Here is a 15,836-nt window from a genome sequence, read left to right on the forward strand (position 1 = left end):
GTCGCCGACATCGACAGCGCCCGCATGCTGATCCGGGTCGAGCAGGACAACCCGCTCGGTGGTCTACCGGGTAACGTCGGCCGCCGGCAACCCCTCTGTAGCCGTATCTGCCTTCATAGATATGCGCGCTGACCCTGAAGAGGGCGGCTGCCATCTAGTGGTAGACGACAGCCGTACGCCCGAGATCATCGATGAGGAGTGCATCGAACGCTTTAAGCAACCGCCGGATGAGGCGCTCTACCGCCGCGTCTGTGTAGACAACGACGGACCACGCCTTTGACGCACCGTCGAATTTGACCTGGTCAGGACCGAGATCCTTGAGCACCTGGTTCAGGGCCGGATCGAACGGAAACACCACCAGGGCTCGGCGGCAAGGTCCATGGGCGCGGGAGCTGTGCCTCCATGCATCAGGTTGAACCTGCAGCTTCACGAAAGCGACGGCGGCATCATCGACGAGATTCAGCTGCTCGGCCAATCGCGAGAAGACGTGCGATCGGTCTCCTCCCGAGGATGACAGCACTGCGTCGAGATCGATGTGCCACCGCCTGCAATCGATGCCGACTGCGTGAATGGTTCGGCGCCGCGGCATGGTTGGGCTCATGAATGCCTGGGGCGAGCCGCGCTTGCGGTGTCACTTGCGGCGGCGACCTTAGACTCAATGGCTTGGCCGAGCTCGACGGCGGCACGGCCGTCATTGGCTGGCACACCATTCACCTTCATCAGCAGAATGCCGATCAACATTCCGAAGATGGCCGCGGTCGCCAAGCCGAGGCTGATCTCCATCCAGAATGCCTTAACGAGCTCCCAAGGTCGACGCCTCTTCTCGAAGTTCTTGCGCTCCTCCAAGAGTCCGGCGGCTTCTTCCTTGAACACCTCGGCAGCCTGGAGCAACGCGATCTGGGCATCACGGGAGTGCTCGACGGTTGCGTGCTGAAGAACCAGGATCTTGAACAGAGGATCGCCTGCGTCGATACCGACAGCGTCGGCCAGCATGGCCAAGCGCCTATCGTCGTGCGCCTCGGCCATCGCCTTCCGGGCATTGTTCGACATGTTGCGCGCAGCGATGAGGCTGACGGTGTTGATCTGGCTCATCGAGAAATCCTCCCGAACTTGAACACTCTCTCAAATTCGGCCCGCATGGACTTACGCCACTCCTGCAGCTGGTGCCGGTCGAAAAGCCCGAACCGTGGATCCTGGGCCAAAGTGCCGAAAGGCACCTTGTCCTGCTCAAGCCGATTCATCAGCGCCATGGGCCCTACCGGCATCACCAGCGTCCGCCCCTGCGCCTCGATTTCGCTGCGAATGTCGCTGTTGGCCCAGTCCTTGAAGTCAGCGATCTCGTTTCGGGCTGCCTCCTTGAGGTTGAGGACGGGATGAACGCGCGCATCAGGCATCATGCGCCGGAAATCGGACAGTTCATCGACGCTCTGCTTCTGGCTGTTCATGAGGAAAAAGACCGTCAGCTCATAGCCCAAGATCTTGAGCGCCTCTTTGAGAACCCCACCGTGTTCATCGAAGGGCTGGGTCATTCCTGCAGGCGTGTTCACGACGATCAGATACTGTCCGGCCGCCATGATCTTCAGCAGATTCTCCATGCCCTCCTGGAGGGCCAAATCCAGCGCGATGACGCGCAGTTCCGCCATGTTCTTGAAGGTCGGGCCCACATCTTTGTTTCGGCGGTCGCTTTCGATCACGATGAACCTGTGGCCGAACTCCATCGCGATCTCGATGAAGCTGGCGCATTCGGTCGATTTACCAACCCCGCCCTTGAACCCCGAAACCATGATCAGGCGCCCCCCAGTGGCGAGCGCCTCCCGATCGAACTCGGCATCTCCGAAGTAGGGGTCGTAACCCTTATTCCGCTTGAAATCGGCCACGTAGTGATCGAAGGCGGCGAAGAGGTCATCATCGCCTTCAGAATCTGACGACGCAGCATCCGCCGTCGCATTTTCGGCGAGAGACAGATCGATGGGGTTGCCGAAGCCATCATACGTGGCTTTCGGCTTGACGTTGCGAAGCGGCGGTCGAAGTTTCACTTTTGATCTCCTCGTCTGAGTTAGAGCTCGAAGGTTCCGGACTCGTCTTTGCGGACGGGCACCGATCCCAGTTTGCGGAGAAGCCGGTCGAGGTCGCTGACCTTGGCGGGCTCGTTCGACTGGGCGCTCGTAGGCGCCTCGGTCTTGGGCGGCTGTTTCAGTTCACTGCTTTCGGCTTTCAGGTCGGCCACGGCCTGCGATCGCGCGCAGGCGACCGCCGTGCATTCAGAAGAAAATTCCATGAGATCGTCGCGAGGCAGGCCAGCGACATTCACCCCATCGCGGATAAGGTGATAGACGGTCACCCCACGTTCGGCCGCAAACAGGGATGCCTCGTCGAGCGAGAATTCGTGCATGCTGGACAGACGAGGAAGGTGAGGCGCGAGGAAATCAGACAGTTCGCCGGCTTGGCCTGCGAGGATAAGCCTCTTTTCCAGATCGGTCGGCTTGGCCTTGCGCTTGCTCTTGGCGGGAGCCGCGCCGGCATTGCCTCCACGGGGCGTCAGGGGGCCGCTCGCCACGTCCAGGAGCGCCTGGGTCCGTCCAGGCTTGAACAGGTCAAGGAAGCTCTTGCGGTTAGCCATGGCGCAGCTTCTTCTCGACCCGCGCCTTCGCCACTTTGGACAGCCTGCCGGCGATCACCGCGTTCAGCGCGGCATCCATGGCCTCGACGATGGCCGCGCACACTGCCGTTCTGACAACATCGCGACGCGCTGATCGGCGGGATCGTTCCTTCTGCGGCTTATGATGGAGCCCCATCACATCGGTAGCGAAGGCCAGGAGATGAACCGAAATGCGGCGGCCAACCTCGCCCTCGATGACACCCAGCTGGGCTGCCAGCAGGGCGTCGACGAGCTCTCGCATGGCCTGCTCGTCTATCACGGGCTGGTGCTGGCAGTTGTAGCGCGGATCGTGGATGGAGCTGAGGCTCTGGCGATGAAGCTCGAGGAGCGTCGGCAGGACTGGCACGATGTCCAACGCCACGCCATCGGCAGCAATCGCCCCTGACGCTTGCTGGTGAAAGCGCCGGTGACGATTGGCGAGATTATCCAGGTACGAGACCATATTGAACCGATTCTGAGCGCACTCCCTCATCCGGCGCACGGCAAGGCTTGCCGGCTCCGTCTGACGGGCTGAGGTGGTGAAGAGAGGCGGTTGGAAGCCGCTTATCGCCAAATATGGACTAGAAAGCTGATCCGTCCAGCGATGTTTCGGGTCTGTTCCACATTTTCACTTTTTGCGAATCAGGATGCGCGAAATCGCCGGGCGACTGCATCGATCTTCGCCAAACGTCAACCGCCCCTGAGCAAAACTCGAGTGAAAATTCGGTACACTCGGGCTGATTTAATTAGCCGGGAGATTTAACCGCAATGACGGCGATCTCGCTAACATCGCTCGCGCACTGCACACCCGTTTTCCGACGACCACGGACCGAGGGCATATGTCGAGTGCGTGCTGTAGATTTCTGTTCCGCCAACGGTCATTCCCGTCCGTTAGGTCCGCCTTAGGCTCAGGACACATTGTTTGAGCCAGAAGATGAATGCCGCGGCGAATGCGATGGCGGACAGGAAGGTGTGAGCGCATCGATCGTATCGCGTGTGGATGCGGCGCCAGTCCTTGAGGCGAGCGAACATGTTCTCGATGCGATGGCGTTGGCGATAGAGCGCACGGTCGTGCGGGATTTGCATTTTGCGATTGATCTTCGAGGGAATGCACGCGGCGAAACCGGCTCTGAGCCAGTCGGCGTCATAGCCTCTGTCGGCGAGCATGGCCTTGGCTGCCGGCAGGGCTTCCAACACCAGGCTTGCGCCCTTGAAGTCGCTGGCCTGCCCCTCGCTCAGCGCCAGGCGCAGCGGGCGACCGCTGCCGTCGCAAACGGCATGGAGCTTGGAGGTCAGGCGGCCGCGGCTGCGCCCGATAGATCGGGGCAGAGCCCCTTTTTGAGCAGGCTGGCGGCGGTGCGGTGCGCCTTGAGGTGGGTGGCATCGATCATCAGTCGATCCGAGCTATCGCTCTCGGCTGCGAGCTCCGCGAAGATCCGGTTGAATACGCCGAGCCTGCTCCAGCGGATGAAGCGATTGTAGATCGTCTTGGGCGGCCCGTAGGCGGCGGGCACATCGCGCCAGCGCAAGCCGTTGCGGATCACGAACAGAATGCCGCTTAGAACCCGCCGGTCATCGACCCGTGGGACGCCATGAGACAGCGGAAAATACGGCTCGATCCGGCGCATCTGCGCCTCGGACAGCAACAGCAGATCATCCATGGCGAAACCTCCGCCCGCCATGGAATCAAGCAGCGCGATGCCATGCAACCCAATTAATAGGTCCTGAGCCTAGTTCACAAACGAAGTGCAACACCTGACACAGGTGCTGCCATGTCGAACTACAGCCAGCTATCGCTTGAAGAGCGCTGTTCGATTGCGGCTTCGAGAGCCGGGCAATCGATCCGGCAAATCGTTGCGGCTCTGGATTGCCAGCCGTCGGCCATCGCGCCGGAACTGAGGCGCAAGAGCGGCAACCAGGTCTGCTATCGGCCCAGCAATGCGCAGGCACAGAGCGCGGCGCTGCAGCGACGGCAAGCTCGAGCGCGACGATGCCTTGCGCGAGACCATCCTGGCAGGTCTGGCCGAAGGCTGTTCACCCACCACCAACGCATCGCTCAACTGCTCGGCGTTGACGCCGTGTTCTGCGATCGACATGCCCGTGGCAAAAGGGTGGTGTCGAGAACGCCATCGGCAGATTGCGACGAGACCTGCCGCGAAAGACCGATCTCGACGCCTTGTCCTGTGCAAACATCGAGGCCACTCTCGCGAGCTACAACAACATTCCCCGAAAATGCCTCGGCTTCCTCACCCCGGCCGAAGTCTTCGACCTGTGGACTTCCAAGGTGAATCCACACCGCCCGCCTTGGGGGCTGGTCGAGGCCTGCCGACGCGGCGAGATCGACCCGCCGAGAGGATCGCCAGCGCGGTCTCGCTTGCACCCCCATCGCTTCGCAGATGCGATCGTAAAGCCGCTCTCTGATCGAATAAATGCAGCGCCATCGCCCAGAAGGACGATGCTGCTGCGTCTTTGCACCCCTGGTTTCCGCTTTGCACCCCCGGCTTCAGAGGGGTGCAAGCATTACTCGTTCCTTTCGAGCGCTCAACGCCCTCAAAATCCGGACTTCAGCCGGCGGAAACGGCAAAGAACCGTCTTCGACGAGGCCCGAGTTTTCGCCCTTCGGGCTCGATATCGGCAAGAACACCCCATCATGGAGAAGAGCACGATACCGCAAAGTCGACGGCAGGCCGTCAACTTGGCTATCGCTTAGGGAAGGCACGATACCGCCAAAGTGCTGCAGGACCTGCGGTCCAGCAGCATTTTGATCTCAATCATCAAAGGCACGACATACAAAAATGGCGCGTTTCCCGCCTTGTCCGTCTCGCGTGAAGGACCAGGAGAGGCACGATACCGCAAACTTGGCGACAAGCCGCCACGTTTGCTGACGGCGAGCAAGTCACGGGCACGACATACAAAAACGCTGCAATCTCGTCTCACGCCGCGCCAACAGTCTTTTTTGTGGGTCCGCTGGCGCGCTCCCTGTGCTCGCCAACGGGGCGCCCGACCTGTTCCCGGCGGTCGATGGAAGTTCGCGAAACGGGCCTGGAGGCCTTGGTCCCGCGCGCTCCCCGACAGGGATCGCGCCGCCCTGCGGGCGGCTGCGTGACCTTCATAAGAGGCTAAGCCGCTTAACGCGCCTTCCACGACGTGGGTGCGAACCGACGACCCTGTGCAGCCTGAGCGATCAGGTGCCGACGTCAGAGGCTAGCCTCATAGCGGCAGGAGGCTCACCACGTCTGCGCGCGTCTGCATAAGGCATGGGATGGCGAGGCCATAAAAAAACACTTGATGAAATGTGTTTCGGGCGGCAGCGTACATAACGTGAACAATACTATTGCTGTATCGAGAGGGATGAGGCGATGCCTGACTTGATCGTTGATATTTCGGAGCCTGCGGTCACGCAGATGAAGCATGCGCTCAGGGCGAACCTCCCGACTGTCATGAATGGTCACAGGATTGAGGCTCTGGCCCGAGGCTTAGGTTTCAACAGCTACGCTGCATTGCGACATCAAGGCGAAAAACGGGGGTATGCTTTGTGGGATGGCAAGGACGCCCGATTCTCGGCGTTCTTGGCCGAGCGTGCGTATAGTGTTCCGTCTGACTCCCTTCATCCGATCATCGAACCCCATATTGCCCGCCGTTCTCCCCCCGCGGCATAGCCATCACGCGCAATAATGGGAGCGCATCTCGGCGCTTTTTCTACATCCGAAGCGTACCAACCCCATATTGCAAGGTTTGGTCGTGGTCGGCGACAGTCCTGACCACGTCATCAATCGGAACCGCGTCCCGGTGGGGACCTCGAAGGCCTGCGTCACTCAGGCAGGCTTCAACAGCAGTTTTCGACCTGGCAAACGATGGTCAGACCGTCATGTCGGAGGGCGGAACGTCGAGCTCGAACACGGTGCCGTCACCACATCCGGTGCAGGAATCGATCCTATGCCTTCGTGGCAAACTTTGGCTCGCAATCGGAGGGCTCCTGCGGCGAGACCCAGAGTAATACCATGTAATTTCAAATACTTATAAGACACTCTGCGACATCTTTCGGTTACCGCCACAGTTCCCCAGCACCGCCGCGACCCAGCTGAAATATGCAGAGGAGAAAGCGGCCGCCGCGGCACCCGCAAACGCAGGAATTCGCAGTGCTGGTGCTCATCGCACCCATTCGAGCTCAGAAGTCTGACGCCCTGTTCGTCGGCTGGGCGGCTCAGGAGCAATAGACCGAACTGCCCCTTTTCTTGCAGGTGGTCGTAATCCGCTCGCCGCTAGCGGGTGCCGAGGGCGCAATGTCCACTTCCTCGCCGCTTTCCACCGGCTCGATCACCGATGGCGAGAGGGGCGCTGAACATCCGGAGAGCCCCAGGCCGCAGACGACGATGATTAACAGCCTCACGCTCAAGCACTCCCGATGGTCCGTCCGTCGATGATCCTGCCTTCTTGCGTGCAGGATGTCACGGAACCGTAGGGATCGTTTGATCTAGACCCGCCGCGCAGCTTTTCGGCCGCCTTGGCAGCGAGGTCCAATCCCTCAAAAGCAGCGCGCTTCCAGCGCTGCTCGCCGATGTAATCGCCAGTCATGAAGCCGGCGATAAAAATGCATACGCACAAGCCGACCATCATTGCGAAGCCCTTTTCACGCCGGAGAGAGGGTCGAGAGCGCTAGGCATCGTTGTTATGCTGCGGCTCGCTTGTTAGGCGATGACCCATCTGCCCACCCAAAAGTGAAACCGGTCTTTCATAGATCATTGAAAGTATGACCTATCGATGCTGCCGTGCTGCCCGCTAGGTGAAATCCCTCTTCGTTTTCGATGGCGTGCCGCCAGATTACCAATCCCGGCTCCGGACGCGACGTCGAGCTACCGAGCGGCTCCTAGCCGAATGCCGCACGTCACGACCTAAGGGCATCGGCGGACAGGAGATCGAGCTCCTAAAGAGGGCTCTGAAACACGCACCGCGCCCTAGAAGCGCGAGTACATTTGTCGTCACCGGCCCCGCGGCATCTCCATCGCAGAAGGATGCCGGCGGATGAGGATCACGCGTTCAACTTGCTACAACAAGCCGGCCATCAGCATCGATGATACAGCGCTCGTAGGGAAGATGGTCGCCAGCTCCGTCGGGTTCGAGGCGTACGGCTACCGGCGCATGCATGCGGCCTTGCGCCACCGCCGACACCCCTATGTCGCCATCGCAACCAGCTTCGTCTAGGTCGCGGTCATCGCTAACGCATGGTCGCGAACAGTCGGCTACGCCATCCGCCGCTTGATCGACGTCCGGCTGACGTTGGCCGCCCTGCGCACCGCCGTTGAAAAGCGAGGGCCGCCGCCCGGCTGCATCCACCACACGGACCGCGGCTCGCAATACGTGGCCGGGCGCTACCGGCAGGCCCTCGCGGAACATGGCCTGGTCGGATCGATGGGGCGCCGCGGCAATCCCTATGATAACGCCAAGGCCGAGAGCTTCATGTCCCGAAGGGCCGCGAAGCGAATACGCTCAAGGTCGAGGCCGTCTATCCGATGGCCTATGAGACGTTCGTCGATGTCGCTGCCGACCTTCCGCGCTTCATCGATCAGGTCTACAACGCCAGCCGACTGCACTCCGCGCTCGGCTATCTCAGTCCGCAGCAGTTCGAGGATCAACTCGCCCGGCTCACGGTCAAAACCGCAGCCTGATCCTGTCTACCCACAGGGGCGCACTCCAATCCCCCGCCTCACGGGGTCAAACTTGCACACGATGACGTAATTGCTGTCGTTGAGCCCCTGACTTCAGAGTGACGGGCGGCAGGCAGCGGCGCCGGCCCGAGCACGGGATGGTCATCATGAAACAGTATGTCGGGCTGGATGTATCGCAGAAAGAGACCAGCGTTTGCGTCGTCGATGAATCTGGAAAGGTCGTCTTCCAAGGCAGGGCAAGGTCGGATCCCGGTGCTTTGGCGGAACTGTTGAGCAAGCGCGCGCCGAGCGCCGAGCGGATCGGCTTTGAGACCGGCGCCATGTCGAGCTGGCTGTGGCATGAACTCAACCGGATCGGCCTGCCCGTCGTCTGCATCGACGCTCGTCACGCGAAAGCCGTGCTGTCAGTTCGAATGAACAAGAGCGATGAGAACGACGCCCAAGGCCTGGCGGAGTTGGTTCGGGTCGGCTGGTACCGAGAAGTCAAAGTGAAGAGTCCGGAGAGTCAGGCAACCCGATCCCTGCTCGTCGCACGCTTGAGGCTTGTCGCCATCCGCCGCGATCTGGAGAACCAGATCCGTTCGATGCTGAAGGAATATGGGCTGCATTTCAGCCGATCGATTGGTGCGCAGTTCCGGAGAAAGGTCCTGGAGCTGGTTGTCGAGGGTCATCCGCTCCGATCGGTGATTGGGGCGCTCCTCAGCGTCCATGAACAGGCTTGCGAGGAGCAGGAGAAACTCGATCGTCAGGTCCGGCGCCTCGCTCGTGACGACTGCACCACGCGCCGGCTGATGACGGTTCCCGGCGTCGGCGTGGTGACGGCGCTGACCTACCGCCACACGATCGATGACCCCTCGCGCTTTTCCGCGGCCAGCGATGTCGGTGCCTACCTGGGCCTGACGCCGCGGCGAAAGCAATCCGGGGAAACGGATGTCAGCGGCCGTGTCTCACATTGGGGAGATCGCCTGCTGCGAACCTATCTCTACGAGGCAGCCAGCGTCCTGATGCATCGAACGAAGAAATGGTCGACGCTGAAGGCATGGGGCATTCGTCTCTCCAAGCGGATCGGGATGAAGAAGGCCAAGGTGGCTGTCGCACGCAAGATGGCCGTGCTCCTCCACTGCATCTGGGTCGACGGCACCAGCTTCGAATGGGGAAGCGAAAAGACAGCATAGTCGCTTCCCGCCTTAACCTGCTCACGGGTGCAAATCTCGGCATTCGCGATGTCCCCGCCGGGACGGCGGTTGTGGTGACCTCGTTGTTTCGGCTGACGTCCACTGGAACGTCGTTGCACACATTGAGGCACCCGACCCGAACATCATCATGAGGCACTCGACCTCGGAAAGGACCATGACCCCGGCGATGACGGCGCGGAATCCGAAGTTGACAGCTCCCCGCAATTAAAGGGCCGAAACACATCAACACCCTCCTCGACTGATCCGCGACAGACTGCGGACCGGTGGGGACATCACCTTCATATCCCTGGCGCTTGCAGCCTGGCTGCGTCGCGTTCGTGGGACAGACGAAGGAGGGAACGCACTGAAGGTTACGCATCCCCTCGGCGCTGCTGCGGGAGAAGGCGATCGAGGGAGGCGCAGATACTCGGCCGATCCTCTCGATCGGATCCTTGTTTGGTGAGCTCAGGGACAAGTCGACCCTGGTTGCTGCGACTGGGCAATGGCTTGCCACGTTGTATGACGGAGGCATCGAGACAACCCTCGACAAGGCCGCGGCGCTCGTCGATTCCTAGGCCGAGCTGAACCTGCGTGCGCTACTTGTGCCGATCACGCAGAGTCATCCCTCCTGGCATTCTCGACCCATTCAAAACGCGGCAGGCAATACCGGGGAAAGCAGCCTGTTCTCGCGAACAGCGCCATGCAGCCGCTGGCTTCCACATCGCCTCCAGGGAGCCAATGCAGATCGGCACGGTGGATGCCTCCGGCGATGAAGGCGGCGTCGATCCCGGCTGTGGCAGCGCCAGCTACGTCGTGCTCGAGCGAATCGCCGATGGCGAGAACCTGCCGCGGCTCAAGCCTGAGCAGGCGCATGCAGGTGCGATAAACCCTGGCATGCGGCTTGCCGTGATAATGCACGGTGCCGCCCATCGTTTCATAGACGAAAGCGATCTGACCGGGAGCTTCATGAAGGCGGCCATCCGCGTGGACGCGGTGACGATCGGGATTGCCGCAGACCATCGGCAGCTTTCGCACGGCCGCGTGCTTGAGCACCGTCGACCAGCCCTCGACCGACTGCGTCTCGGAGTCCATACTGATGTTCAGGATGAAATCGGCCGTGTCGATGTCGGCGGCAGGCTTCAGGCCGAGGGCATCGGCGAGATGCTCCTCGCCCGGCCGCGCCATCAGGAAGCAGCGCTCGCCGAGATCGCGATAGGCCGGCTCGTCGCGCCTCAGGAGCGCGTCGCGGGCATCGTCGCCGGCGGAGACAAGATGGTCGTAGAGATGGCGGCCGAAGCCGAGCCGCGCCATGATCGCCTCGTTCTCGTCACCGCGGCGGCCGGAATTCGACAGCACGATCACCTTCCGGCCGGCGGCGCGCAGCCGCTCGAGGCAGGCGACGGCGCCGGGATAGGGGCTCGTGCCGTCATGCAGCACGCCCCACTGGTCGATCAGGAAGCCGTGATAGCGGGCCGCGAGCGCCGCCATCCCTGCCGGGAAAGTTGCGGCCGGACCGGGCTCAGACGATGCGGGAGCGGACATAGGCCGAGAGCGCCTCGCTGATGATGACGATGACGAGAATGGCCATCAGGATGACCAGCGCCTGCGACCAGGCGAACTGGTTGATCGAGGCGTAGAGCAGGAGCCCGATACCCCCGGCGCCGACGAAGCCGAGCACGCTCGACTCGCGCACATTGATGTCCCAGCGATAGATCGAGGTTCCGATCAGGACCGGCAGGATCTGCGGCAGGATGGCGACGGCCTGGACCTGCAGCGTGCGCGCGCCCGTCGCCTCCACGGCCTCGATCTGCCCGGCATCGACCTCCTCGATCGCCTCCGCCACTAGCTTGGCGATGAAGCCTACCGAGCGGGCTGCGACCGCGCAGATGCCGGCGACCGGCCCCGGGCCGAAGATCGCGACAAAGAGCAGCCCCCAGATCACCGTGTTGATCGAGCGCGAGAACACCAGGATCGCGCGGCCGACCAGCCAGGTGCCGTGGTTCCAGGTGGTGTTCCGGGCCGCGAGGAACGCGACCGGCAGTGCGAGCACGATGGCGATCAGTGTCCCGAGCGTCGCGATGTGCAGCGTCTCGATCAAGGGCTGGACGATGACCGGCAGATAGGACCAGCGCGGCGGCCACATCCGGCCGATCAGGTCGGCCGCCTGCTCATGGGCGTCGGCGAAGAAGGCCCATTCGATGTCGAGCGCTGAGACCGACCAGGCAGCGGCGAGCGCGATGCCGCCGGTCCACAGCCATTGCAGCATGCGTTCGCGCGGCGAATAGCGCTCCCAGTGATCGGGATAGGCGCGCGGGGCCGGCGTCACGCTGGGCGGGGTCGGCTGGTGAGCCGTCATCTCAGCCTCCGGCGGGCCCAGTCGCTAAACCATTCGCCGAACGCGACCAGGGCCGCGATCGTCAGCAGGATCGCGCTGGCGAAGTCGAAATCGTAGCGGGAGAACGAGGCCGAGAGGGTCTGGCCGATCCCGCCGGCGCCAACGATGCCGATGACCGTCGAGTGCCGCAGGTTGGAATCCAGCCGGTAGATCAGCACGCCGAGCGTCTTGACCAAGACCTGCGGAACGACCGCGCAATAGAAGGTCTGGAAGAAGCCGGCACCGGTGGCCCGGACCGCCTCGACGGGACCGGGCTTCATGTTCTCGATGTCTTCGGCGAGCATCTTGCCGAGGAAGATCGCGGAGGAGAAGGCGAGCGTCAGCAGCCCGGCGACGGGGCCGAAGCCGAAGAGTTTCACGAAGAAGATCGCGATGATGACCTCGTGGAAGGTTCGCCCCACCACCATGAGGCCGCGCGCGACGAGATAGAGCGGTCGCGGAGCCAGGTTGGCCGCAGCGGCAATGCCGAGCGGGACCGCGAGCACAGCGCCGACGATCGTTGCTGCGATCGCGATCTGGATGCTTTCCAGCATGCCGGTCAGCAGGATCTGCCAGCGCGTGAAATCCGGCGGCACCATCCGCTCGAGGATGGTCCAGGCGCGCGGCAAACCGGCGAGCACGCGGGCGGTGTCAACGTTGAGCGTCGACAGCGACCAGACCAGATAGGCGACGAGCAGCGCGAGCAGGGCGAGGCGTCGTCCGGGGCCGCCGAAGATGCTGGGTGCGCGCCAGTCGGCCGGCGCCGCGCGGGACAGGGAGGGCGCGGTCATGACAGCCCCGCGCGAGCCTTGCCGGGCTGCGCTGCGGGCTCGTCCTCGTCCTCCTCGCTCGGCGGCGGCGCCCAATCCTCCTCGCCATAGATCCGCGTCAGGGCTTCGTCCGTCAGCTCCCCGGCGGTCGCGTCGAAAACAAGCAGACCGTCCCTTAGGCCGATGATGCGGTCGGCATAGGACCGGGCGAGCGCGACGTCATGGATGTTGATGATCGCCGGCGTCTGGCGTTCCGCCACGAGCTCGCGCACCAGCCGCATGATCTGGCGCGAGGTCTTGGGGTCGAGGCTCGCGGTCGGCTCGTCGAGCAGCAGCAGGTCGGGGCGCTGCATCAAGGCGCGGGCGATGCCGACGCGCTGGCGCTGCCCGCCCGAGAGCGCATCGGCGCGCTGATCGTGATAGCCGTCGAGCCCGACACGGTCGAGCAGCGCGAATGCTGCCGCGATGTCCTCGGGCGGGAAGCGCCAGCGCAGCGTCGCCATGAGGCCGACATAGCCGAGCCGGCCGGAGAGCACGTTCTGCATGACGCTCAGCCGCTCGACCAGATTGTATTCCTGGAAGATCATGCCGACGCGGCGGCGCGCCGCGCGCAGGCCCTTGCGGTCGAGCGCGACGATATCCTCGCCATTGAGCAGGATGCGCCCCGCGGTCGGCTCGACGAGCCGGTTGATGCAGCGGATGAAGGTGCTCTTGCCGGCGCCCGAAGAGCCGATGACGGCCACGAGCTGCGGCCGGTCGATCATCACGTCGATGCCGCCGAGCGCCTTCTTGCCGGTGGGATAGACCTTGCTCAGCCCCTCGACGGCGAGCAGCGGAGCGGCGGGCGCCGCCCCGGTCGAAAGCGAGCCGGCCATCAGTCGCCCTTCAGCTTGGATAGGCCATCCTGCGTATAGGTGACGCCACTGTCGCGCTGGATCAGGATGATGTCCTTCCAGGCGTCCTTGTAGGTCAGCTCCTTGAAGCCCTTGCTGTCCTTGAACTCCTTGGCAAGGGCAGACTTCATGAAGTCAAATTTGAGGAAGGCCTCCCGGATCTTGGCCTGGAGTTCCGGCTTCAGATCATGGGCGACGCCGAAGGCCGTGCGCGGAAAGGGCGCGGATTCATAGACGATGCGGATGTCGTCCGGCTTGAACATGCCGCGGTCGCGCATGCGCTCGACGACGCTCGATGCCACCGGGGCGGCGTCGTAGTCCTTGTTGACCACTCCCATGATCGAATTGTCGTGCTTGCCGGAGAACATCACCTCATAATCGGTGCCCGGGACCACGCCCTTGTCCTTGAACAGGATGCGCGGCGCAGTGTCACCGGAATTCGAGGACGGCGCGACATGGGCGACGCGCTTGCCCTTCAGATCGGCTATGCCCTGGATCGGACTGCCCTTGGGCACGATGAGCTGCAGCGTGTAGCCGACGCTGCCGTCATGACGCTCCATCGCGACGATCGGCACAAAGCCGGCGAGATTGACCGCGAAAGGGGTCGGCCCGCTGGCGACGCCGGCGATGTGGAGCCGGCCGGAACGCATCGCCTCGACCTGTGCGGCATAGGATTCAGCACCGAACCAGCGGATGCGCTTGCCAGTGACCTTGGAGAGATGCGCCAGGAAATCGGCAAAGACGTTCTCGTAGACGGCCGGGTCCTCGACCGGGGTGTAGGAGAAGACCAGCGTGTCCGGGTCCTTCTGCCTGGCGGGGTCGGTCGGCGTGTCGGCCAGCAGGTCGCCATTCGCATCGCAATAGCGCGTGTCGAGCGTGCCGCGGCTGGCGCATTCCTGCGCGGCGGCCGGGCCGGTGAAGCCCATGGCGAAGGCGAGCAGGCAAAAGGACGCGATCTTGGCGCGCAGCATGGTAACCTCCCAGGTGGCGGCGCAGCTGAGGCGAGCGCTCGTGTAAGATTTCTTACATTTTGGTCAAATTCGACCAGCTAGGCAAGCGCCGGCTAAGGACCTGCCGATGCCGAGCGCAATCAGGCCACCAGCCAACGGGTTCCGGCGCTTTTCCAGCTCTTCTGCAACGGGCCGGTCGGCTCGGCATCGACCACGATGAGATCGAAGGCGGATGCCGCCGCGATCCGCGCGGTTCCGACCTGCGCGAATTTCGTCCGGTCGGCGACCGCCAGCACCTGCCGGGACCGGCCGATCGCCGCCTGGCGTACCGAGATCTTCTCGAGATCGAAATCCATCGGTGCTCCGTCATCGTCGAAGCCGCCGAGACCGAGGATGCAGCAGTCGAAGCGAAAGCCGGCGATGCAGTCGATCGCCCTCTGCCCGACCAGGGAGCCGTTGGCGCCGCGCGTCGTGCCACCGGTCACGACCACGTCGAAAACGCCACGGCTGCAGAAGATCTGCGCAACGGAAACGCTTGACGTCACCACCCGCAGACCCGGTTTCTCAACGAGCGCACGGGCGACTGCTTCGACGGTCGTGCCGACATCGAGGAAGACCGCAGCGCCCGGCCGCACGACATCGGCGACCGCCTTGCCGATCCGGCGCTTGCCCTCCGGCGCCACCGTAAGCTTCTGGGCATATGCCGACCGGATGCCCGCGGAACTCGGCCCGGCGCCGCCGTGAAAGCGTTGCAGGTAATTCCCCGCCTGCAGTCGGATGATCTCGCGCCGGACGGTCTGGGCCGAGACGCCAAAGCGCTCGGCCAGAGTCTCGATCGTCGTAAATCCCAACTCCTGCACCTGCGCCAAAATCGCTCGCTGCCGGGCCGTCAGCCTGTTCGAATCCTGCGTGGGAGAGTTCATGCCGCGATATGTTCCAAGATCAGTAATAATCGCGGCGAAGCTGCCATGGCCGTCCGCGAAGTCAAACCGGCGTGGAGCACAGAGACGTGTGAGAATGGTCCCTTGCCGAGATCCGCCGGGCATTATCTCCTTACCCGGCCCAACGTCGGCCGCTCTCGCTCCCGCCGTGCCGCCGCATGGCCAATGAACTGGCAGGGGACATGTCCCTGTCTCCCGATCGGCGCTGCCAGCCCGAACTCCGCCATGTGGCCTCGGATCGCGTTCGAGAGCTGGATGCGCTGGCGCATGAGCATCAGCCGGACCCGGTGAAGGACCATAACGCTCTGCTGCTCGACGCTCTTCACCTCGACGAACCGCATGGTCGGACGGGTGACGGCTTCCCAAATCGCCTCGGCGTCGGCTGCGTCGTTCTTCTGCCGCTTCACATAGGCCTTCACATAGCTCGGC

16 protein-coding genes and 2 pseudogenes are annotated in these 15,836 nt (G+C 63.0%); 3 read left to right on the plus strand and 15 right to left on the minus strand.

All coding sequences use genetic code 11. The features are described 5' to 3' along the window. Nucleotides 1-154 precede the first annotated feature (154 nt). The 7 genes from ASE63_RS24170 to ASE63_RS27600 all read right to left on the minus strand — a co-directional run bounded on the left by ASE63_RS24170 (nt 155) and on the right by ASE63_RS27600 (nt 4,734). On the minus strand, nt 155-601 hold the full coding sequence (locus ASE63_RS24170) for a hypothetical protein (RefSeq protein ID WP_156410581.1): 447 nt from the start codon (nt 599-601) through the stop codon (nt 155-157). Further along, on the minus strand, nt 598-1,092 hold the full coding sequence (locus ASE63_RS24175) for a hypothetical protein (RefSeq protein ID WP_056807791.1): 495 nt from the start codon (nt 1,090-1,092) through the stop codon (nt 598-600). The genes ASE63_RS24170 and ASE63_RS24175 overlap by 4 nt, the downstream gene beginning before the upstream one ends. Continuing rightward, complete coding sequence (locus tag ASE63_RS24180; RefSeq protein WP_056807793.1) at nt 1,089-2,036, minus strand: hypothetical protein; 948 nt, start codon at nt 2,034-2,036, stop codon at nt 1,089-1,091. The genes ASE63_RS24175 and ASE63_RS24180 overlap by 4 nt, the downstream gene beginning before the upstream one ends. Nucleotides 2,037-2,056: 20 nt before the next feature. Continuing rightward, nucleotides 2,057-2,620: a hypothetical protein gene (locus tag ASE63_RS24185; protein ID WP_156410582.1), complete on the minus strand. Its 564-nt coding sequence runs from the start codon at nt 2,618-2,620 to the stop codon at nt 2,057-2,059. Continuing rightward, a complete protein-coding gene (locus tag ASE63_RS27595) occupies nt 2,613-3,101 on the minus strand; it encodes a hypothetical protein (protein ID WP_156410583.1) in 489 nt (162 codons plus the stop codon). The genes ASE63_RS24185 and ASE63_RS27595 overlap by 8 nt, the downstream gene beginning before the upstream one ends. Before the next feature lie 428 nt (nt 3,102-3,529). Beyond that, nucleotides 3,530-4,299 (minus strand): IS5 family transposase gene (locus tag ASE63_RS27000; RefSeq protein ID WP_244491579.1). Its coding sequence is split into 2 segments (ribosomal slippage): nt 3,530-3,966 and nt 3,966-4,299, totalling 771 coding nucleotides; the frame shifts between segments, so codons are not numbered across the junction. Between the two features lie 129 nt (nt 4,300-4,428). Further along, nucleotides 4,429-4,734 (minus strand): hypothetical protein, encoded by a 306-nt coding sequence (locus ASE63_RS27600; RefSeq protein ID WP_156410584.1) that lies wholly within the window; start codon nt 4,732-4,734, stop codon nt 4,429-4,431. A gap of 1,263 nt (nt 4,735-5,997) precedes the next feature. On the opposite strand from ASE63_RS27600, the gene ASE63_RS27605 reads away from it, so the two are divergent. Next, the gene (locus ASE63_RS27605; RefSeq protein ID WP_156410585.1) at nt 5,998-6,297 is read left to right on the plus strand and encodes a hypothetical protein; all 300 of its coding nucleotides are present in this window, start codon (nt 5,998-6,000) and stop codon (nt 6,295-6,297) included. 733 nt (nt 6,298-7,030) lie between these two features. On the opposite strand, the gene ASE63_RS24205 is transcribed toward ASE63_RS27605, so the two are convergent. Then, nucleotides 7,031-7,255, minus strand: coding sequence for a hypothetical protein (locus ASE63_RS24205; protein WP_056807802.1), 225 nt, complete (start codon nt 7,253-7,255; stop codon nt 7,031-7,033). Between the two features lie 878 nt (nt 7,256-8,133). Here ASE63_RS24205 and ASE63_RS27615 point away from each other — a divergent pair. Together ASE63_RS27615 and ASE63_RS24220 are read left to right on the plus strand one after the other, a co-directional pair. Continuing rightward, nucleotides 8,134-8,304, plus strand: a pseudogene (locus ASE63_RS27615) (IS3 family transposase); the annotation flags it as partial. 146 nt (nt 8,305-8,450) lie between these two features. Next, on the plus strand, nt 8,451-9,479 hold the full coding sequence (locus ASE63_RS24220) for an IS110 family transposase (protein WP_056807870.1): 1,029 nt from the start codon (nt 8,451-8,453) through the stop codon (nt 9,477-9,479). Nucleotides 9,480-10,088: 609 nt separating this feature from the next. Here the strand turns inward: ASE63_RS24220 and ASE63_RS24225 are convergent. The 7 genes and pseudogenes from ASE63_RS24225 to ASE63_RS24255 all read right to left on the minus strand — a co-directional run. Continuing rightward, complete coding sequence (locus tag ASE63_RS24225; protein ID WP_082610252.1) at nt 10,089-11,021, minus strand: TIGR01459 family HAD-type hydrolase; 933 nt, start codon at nt 11,019-11,021, stop codon at nt 10,089-10,091. Then, the gene (gene phnE / locus ASE63_RS24230; protein WP_082610253.1) at nt 10,999-11,835 is read right to left on the minus strand and encodes a phosphonate ABC transporter, permease protein PhnE; all 837 of its coding nucleotides are present in this window, start codon (nt 11,833-11,835) and stop codon (nt 10,999-11,001) included. Before phnE (ASE63_RS24230) ends, ASE63_RS24225 begins: the two co-directional genes overlap by 23 nt. After that, complete coding sequence (gene phnE / locus ASE63_RS24235) at nt 11,832-12,644, minus strand: phosphonate ABC transporter, permease protein PhnE (RefSeq protein WP_056807807.1); 813 nt, start codon at nt 12,642-12,644, stop codon at nt 11,832-11,834. Before phnE (ASE63_RS24235) ends, phnE (ASE63_RS24230) begins: the two co-directional genes overlap by 4 nt. Then, nucleotides 12,641-13,456 (minus strand): phosphonate ABC transporter ATP-binding protein, encoded by an 816-nt coding sequence (gene phnC, locus ASE63_RS24240; protein ID WP_082610258.1) that lies wholly within the window; start codon nt 13,454-13,456, stop codon nt 12,641-12,643. The genes phnE (ASE63_RS24235) and phnC overlap by 4 nt, the downstream gene beginning before the upstream one ends. 41 nt (nt 13,457-13,497) lie before the next feature. Next, nucleotides 13,498-14,487: a phosphate/phosphite/phosphonate ABC transporter substrate-binding protein gene (gene phnD, locus ASE63_RS24245; RefSeq protein ID WP_056807812.1), complete on the minus strand. Its 990-nt coding sequence runs from the start codon at nt 14,485-14,487 to the stop codon at nt 13,498-13,500. Nucleotides 14,488-14,606: 119 nt separating this feature from the next. Next, complete coding sequence (locus ASE63_RS24250; protein ID WP_056807814.1) at nt 14,607-15,389, minus strand: DeoR/GlpR family DNA-binding transcription regulator; 783 nt, start codon at nt 15,387-15,389, stop codon at nt 14,607-14,609. 227 nt (nt 15,390-15,616) lie between these two features. After that, nucleotides 15,617-15,836: pseudogene (locus tag ASE63_RS24255) on the minus strand (transposase); the annotation flags it as partial.

This window comes from Allobosea sp. Root381, from assembly GCF_001429395.1.
GTDB lineage: Bacteria > Pseudomonadota > Alphaproteobacteria > Rhizobiales > Beijerinckiaceae > Allobosea.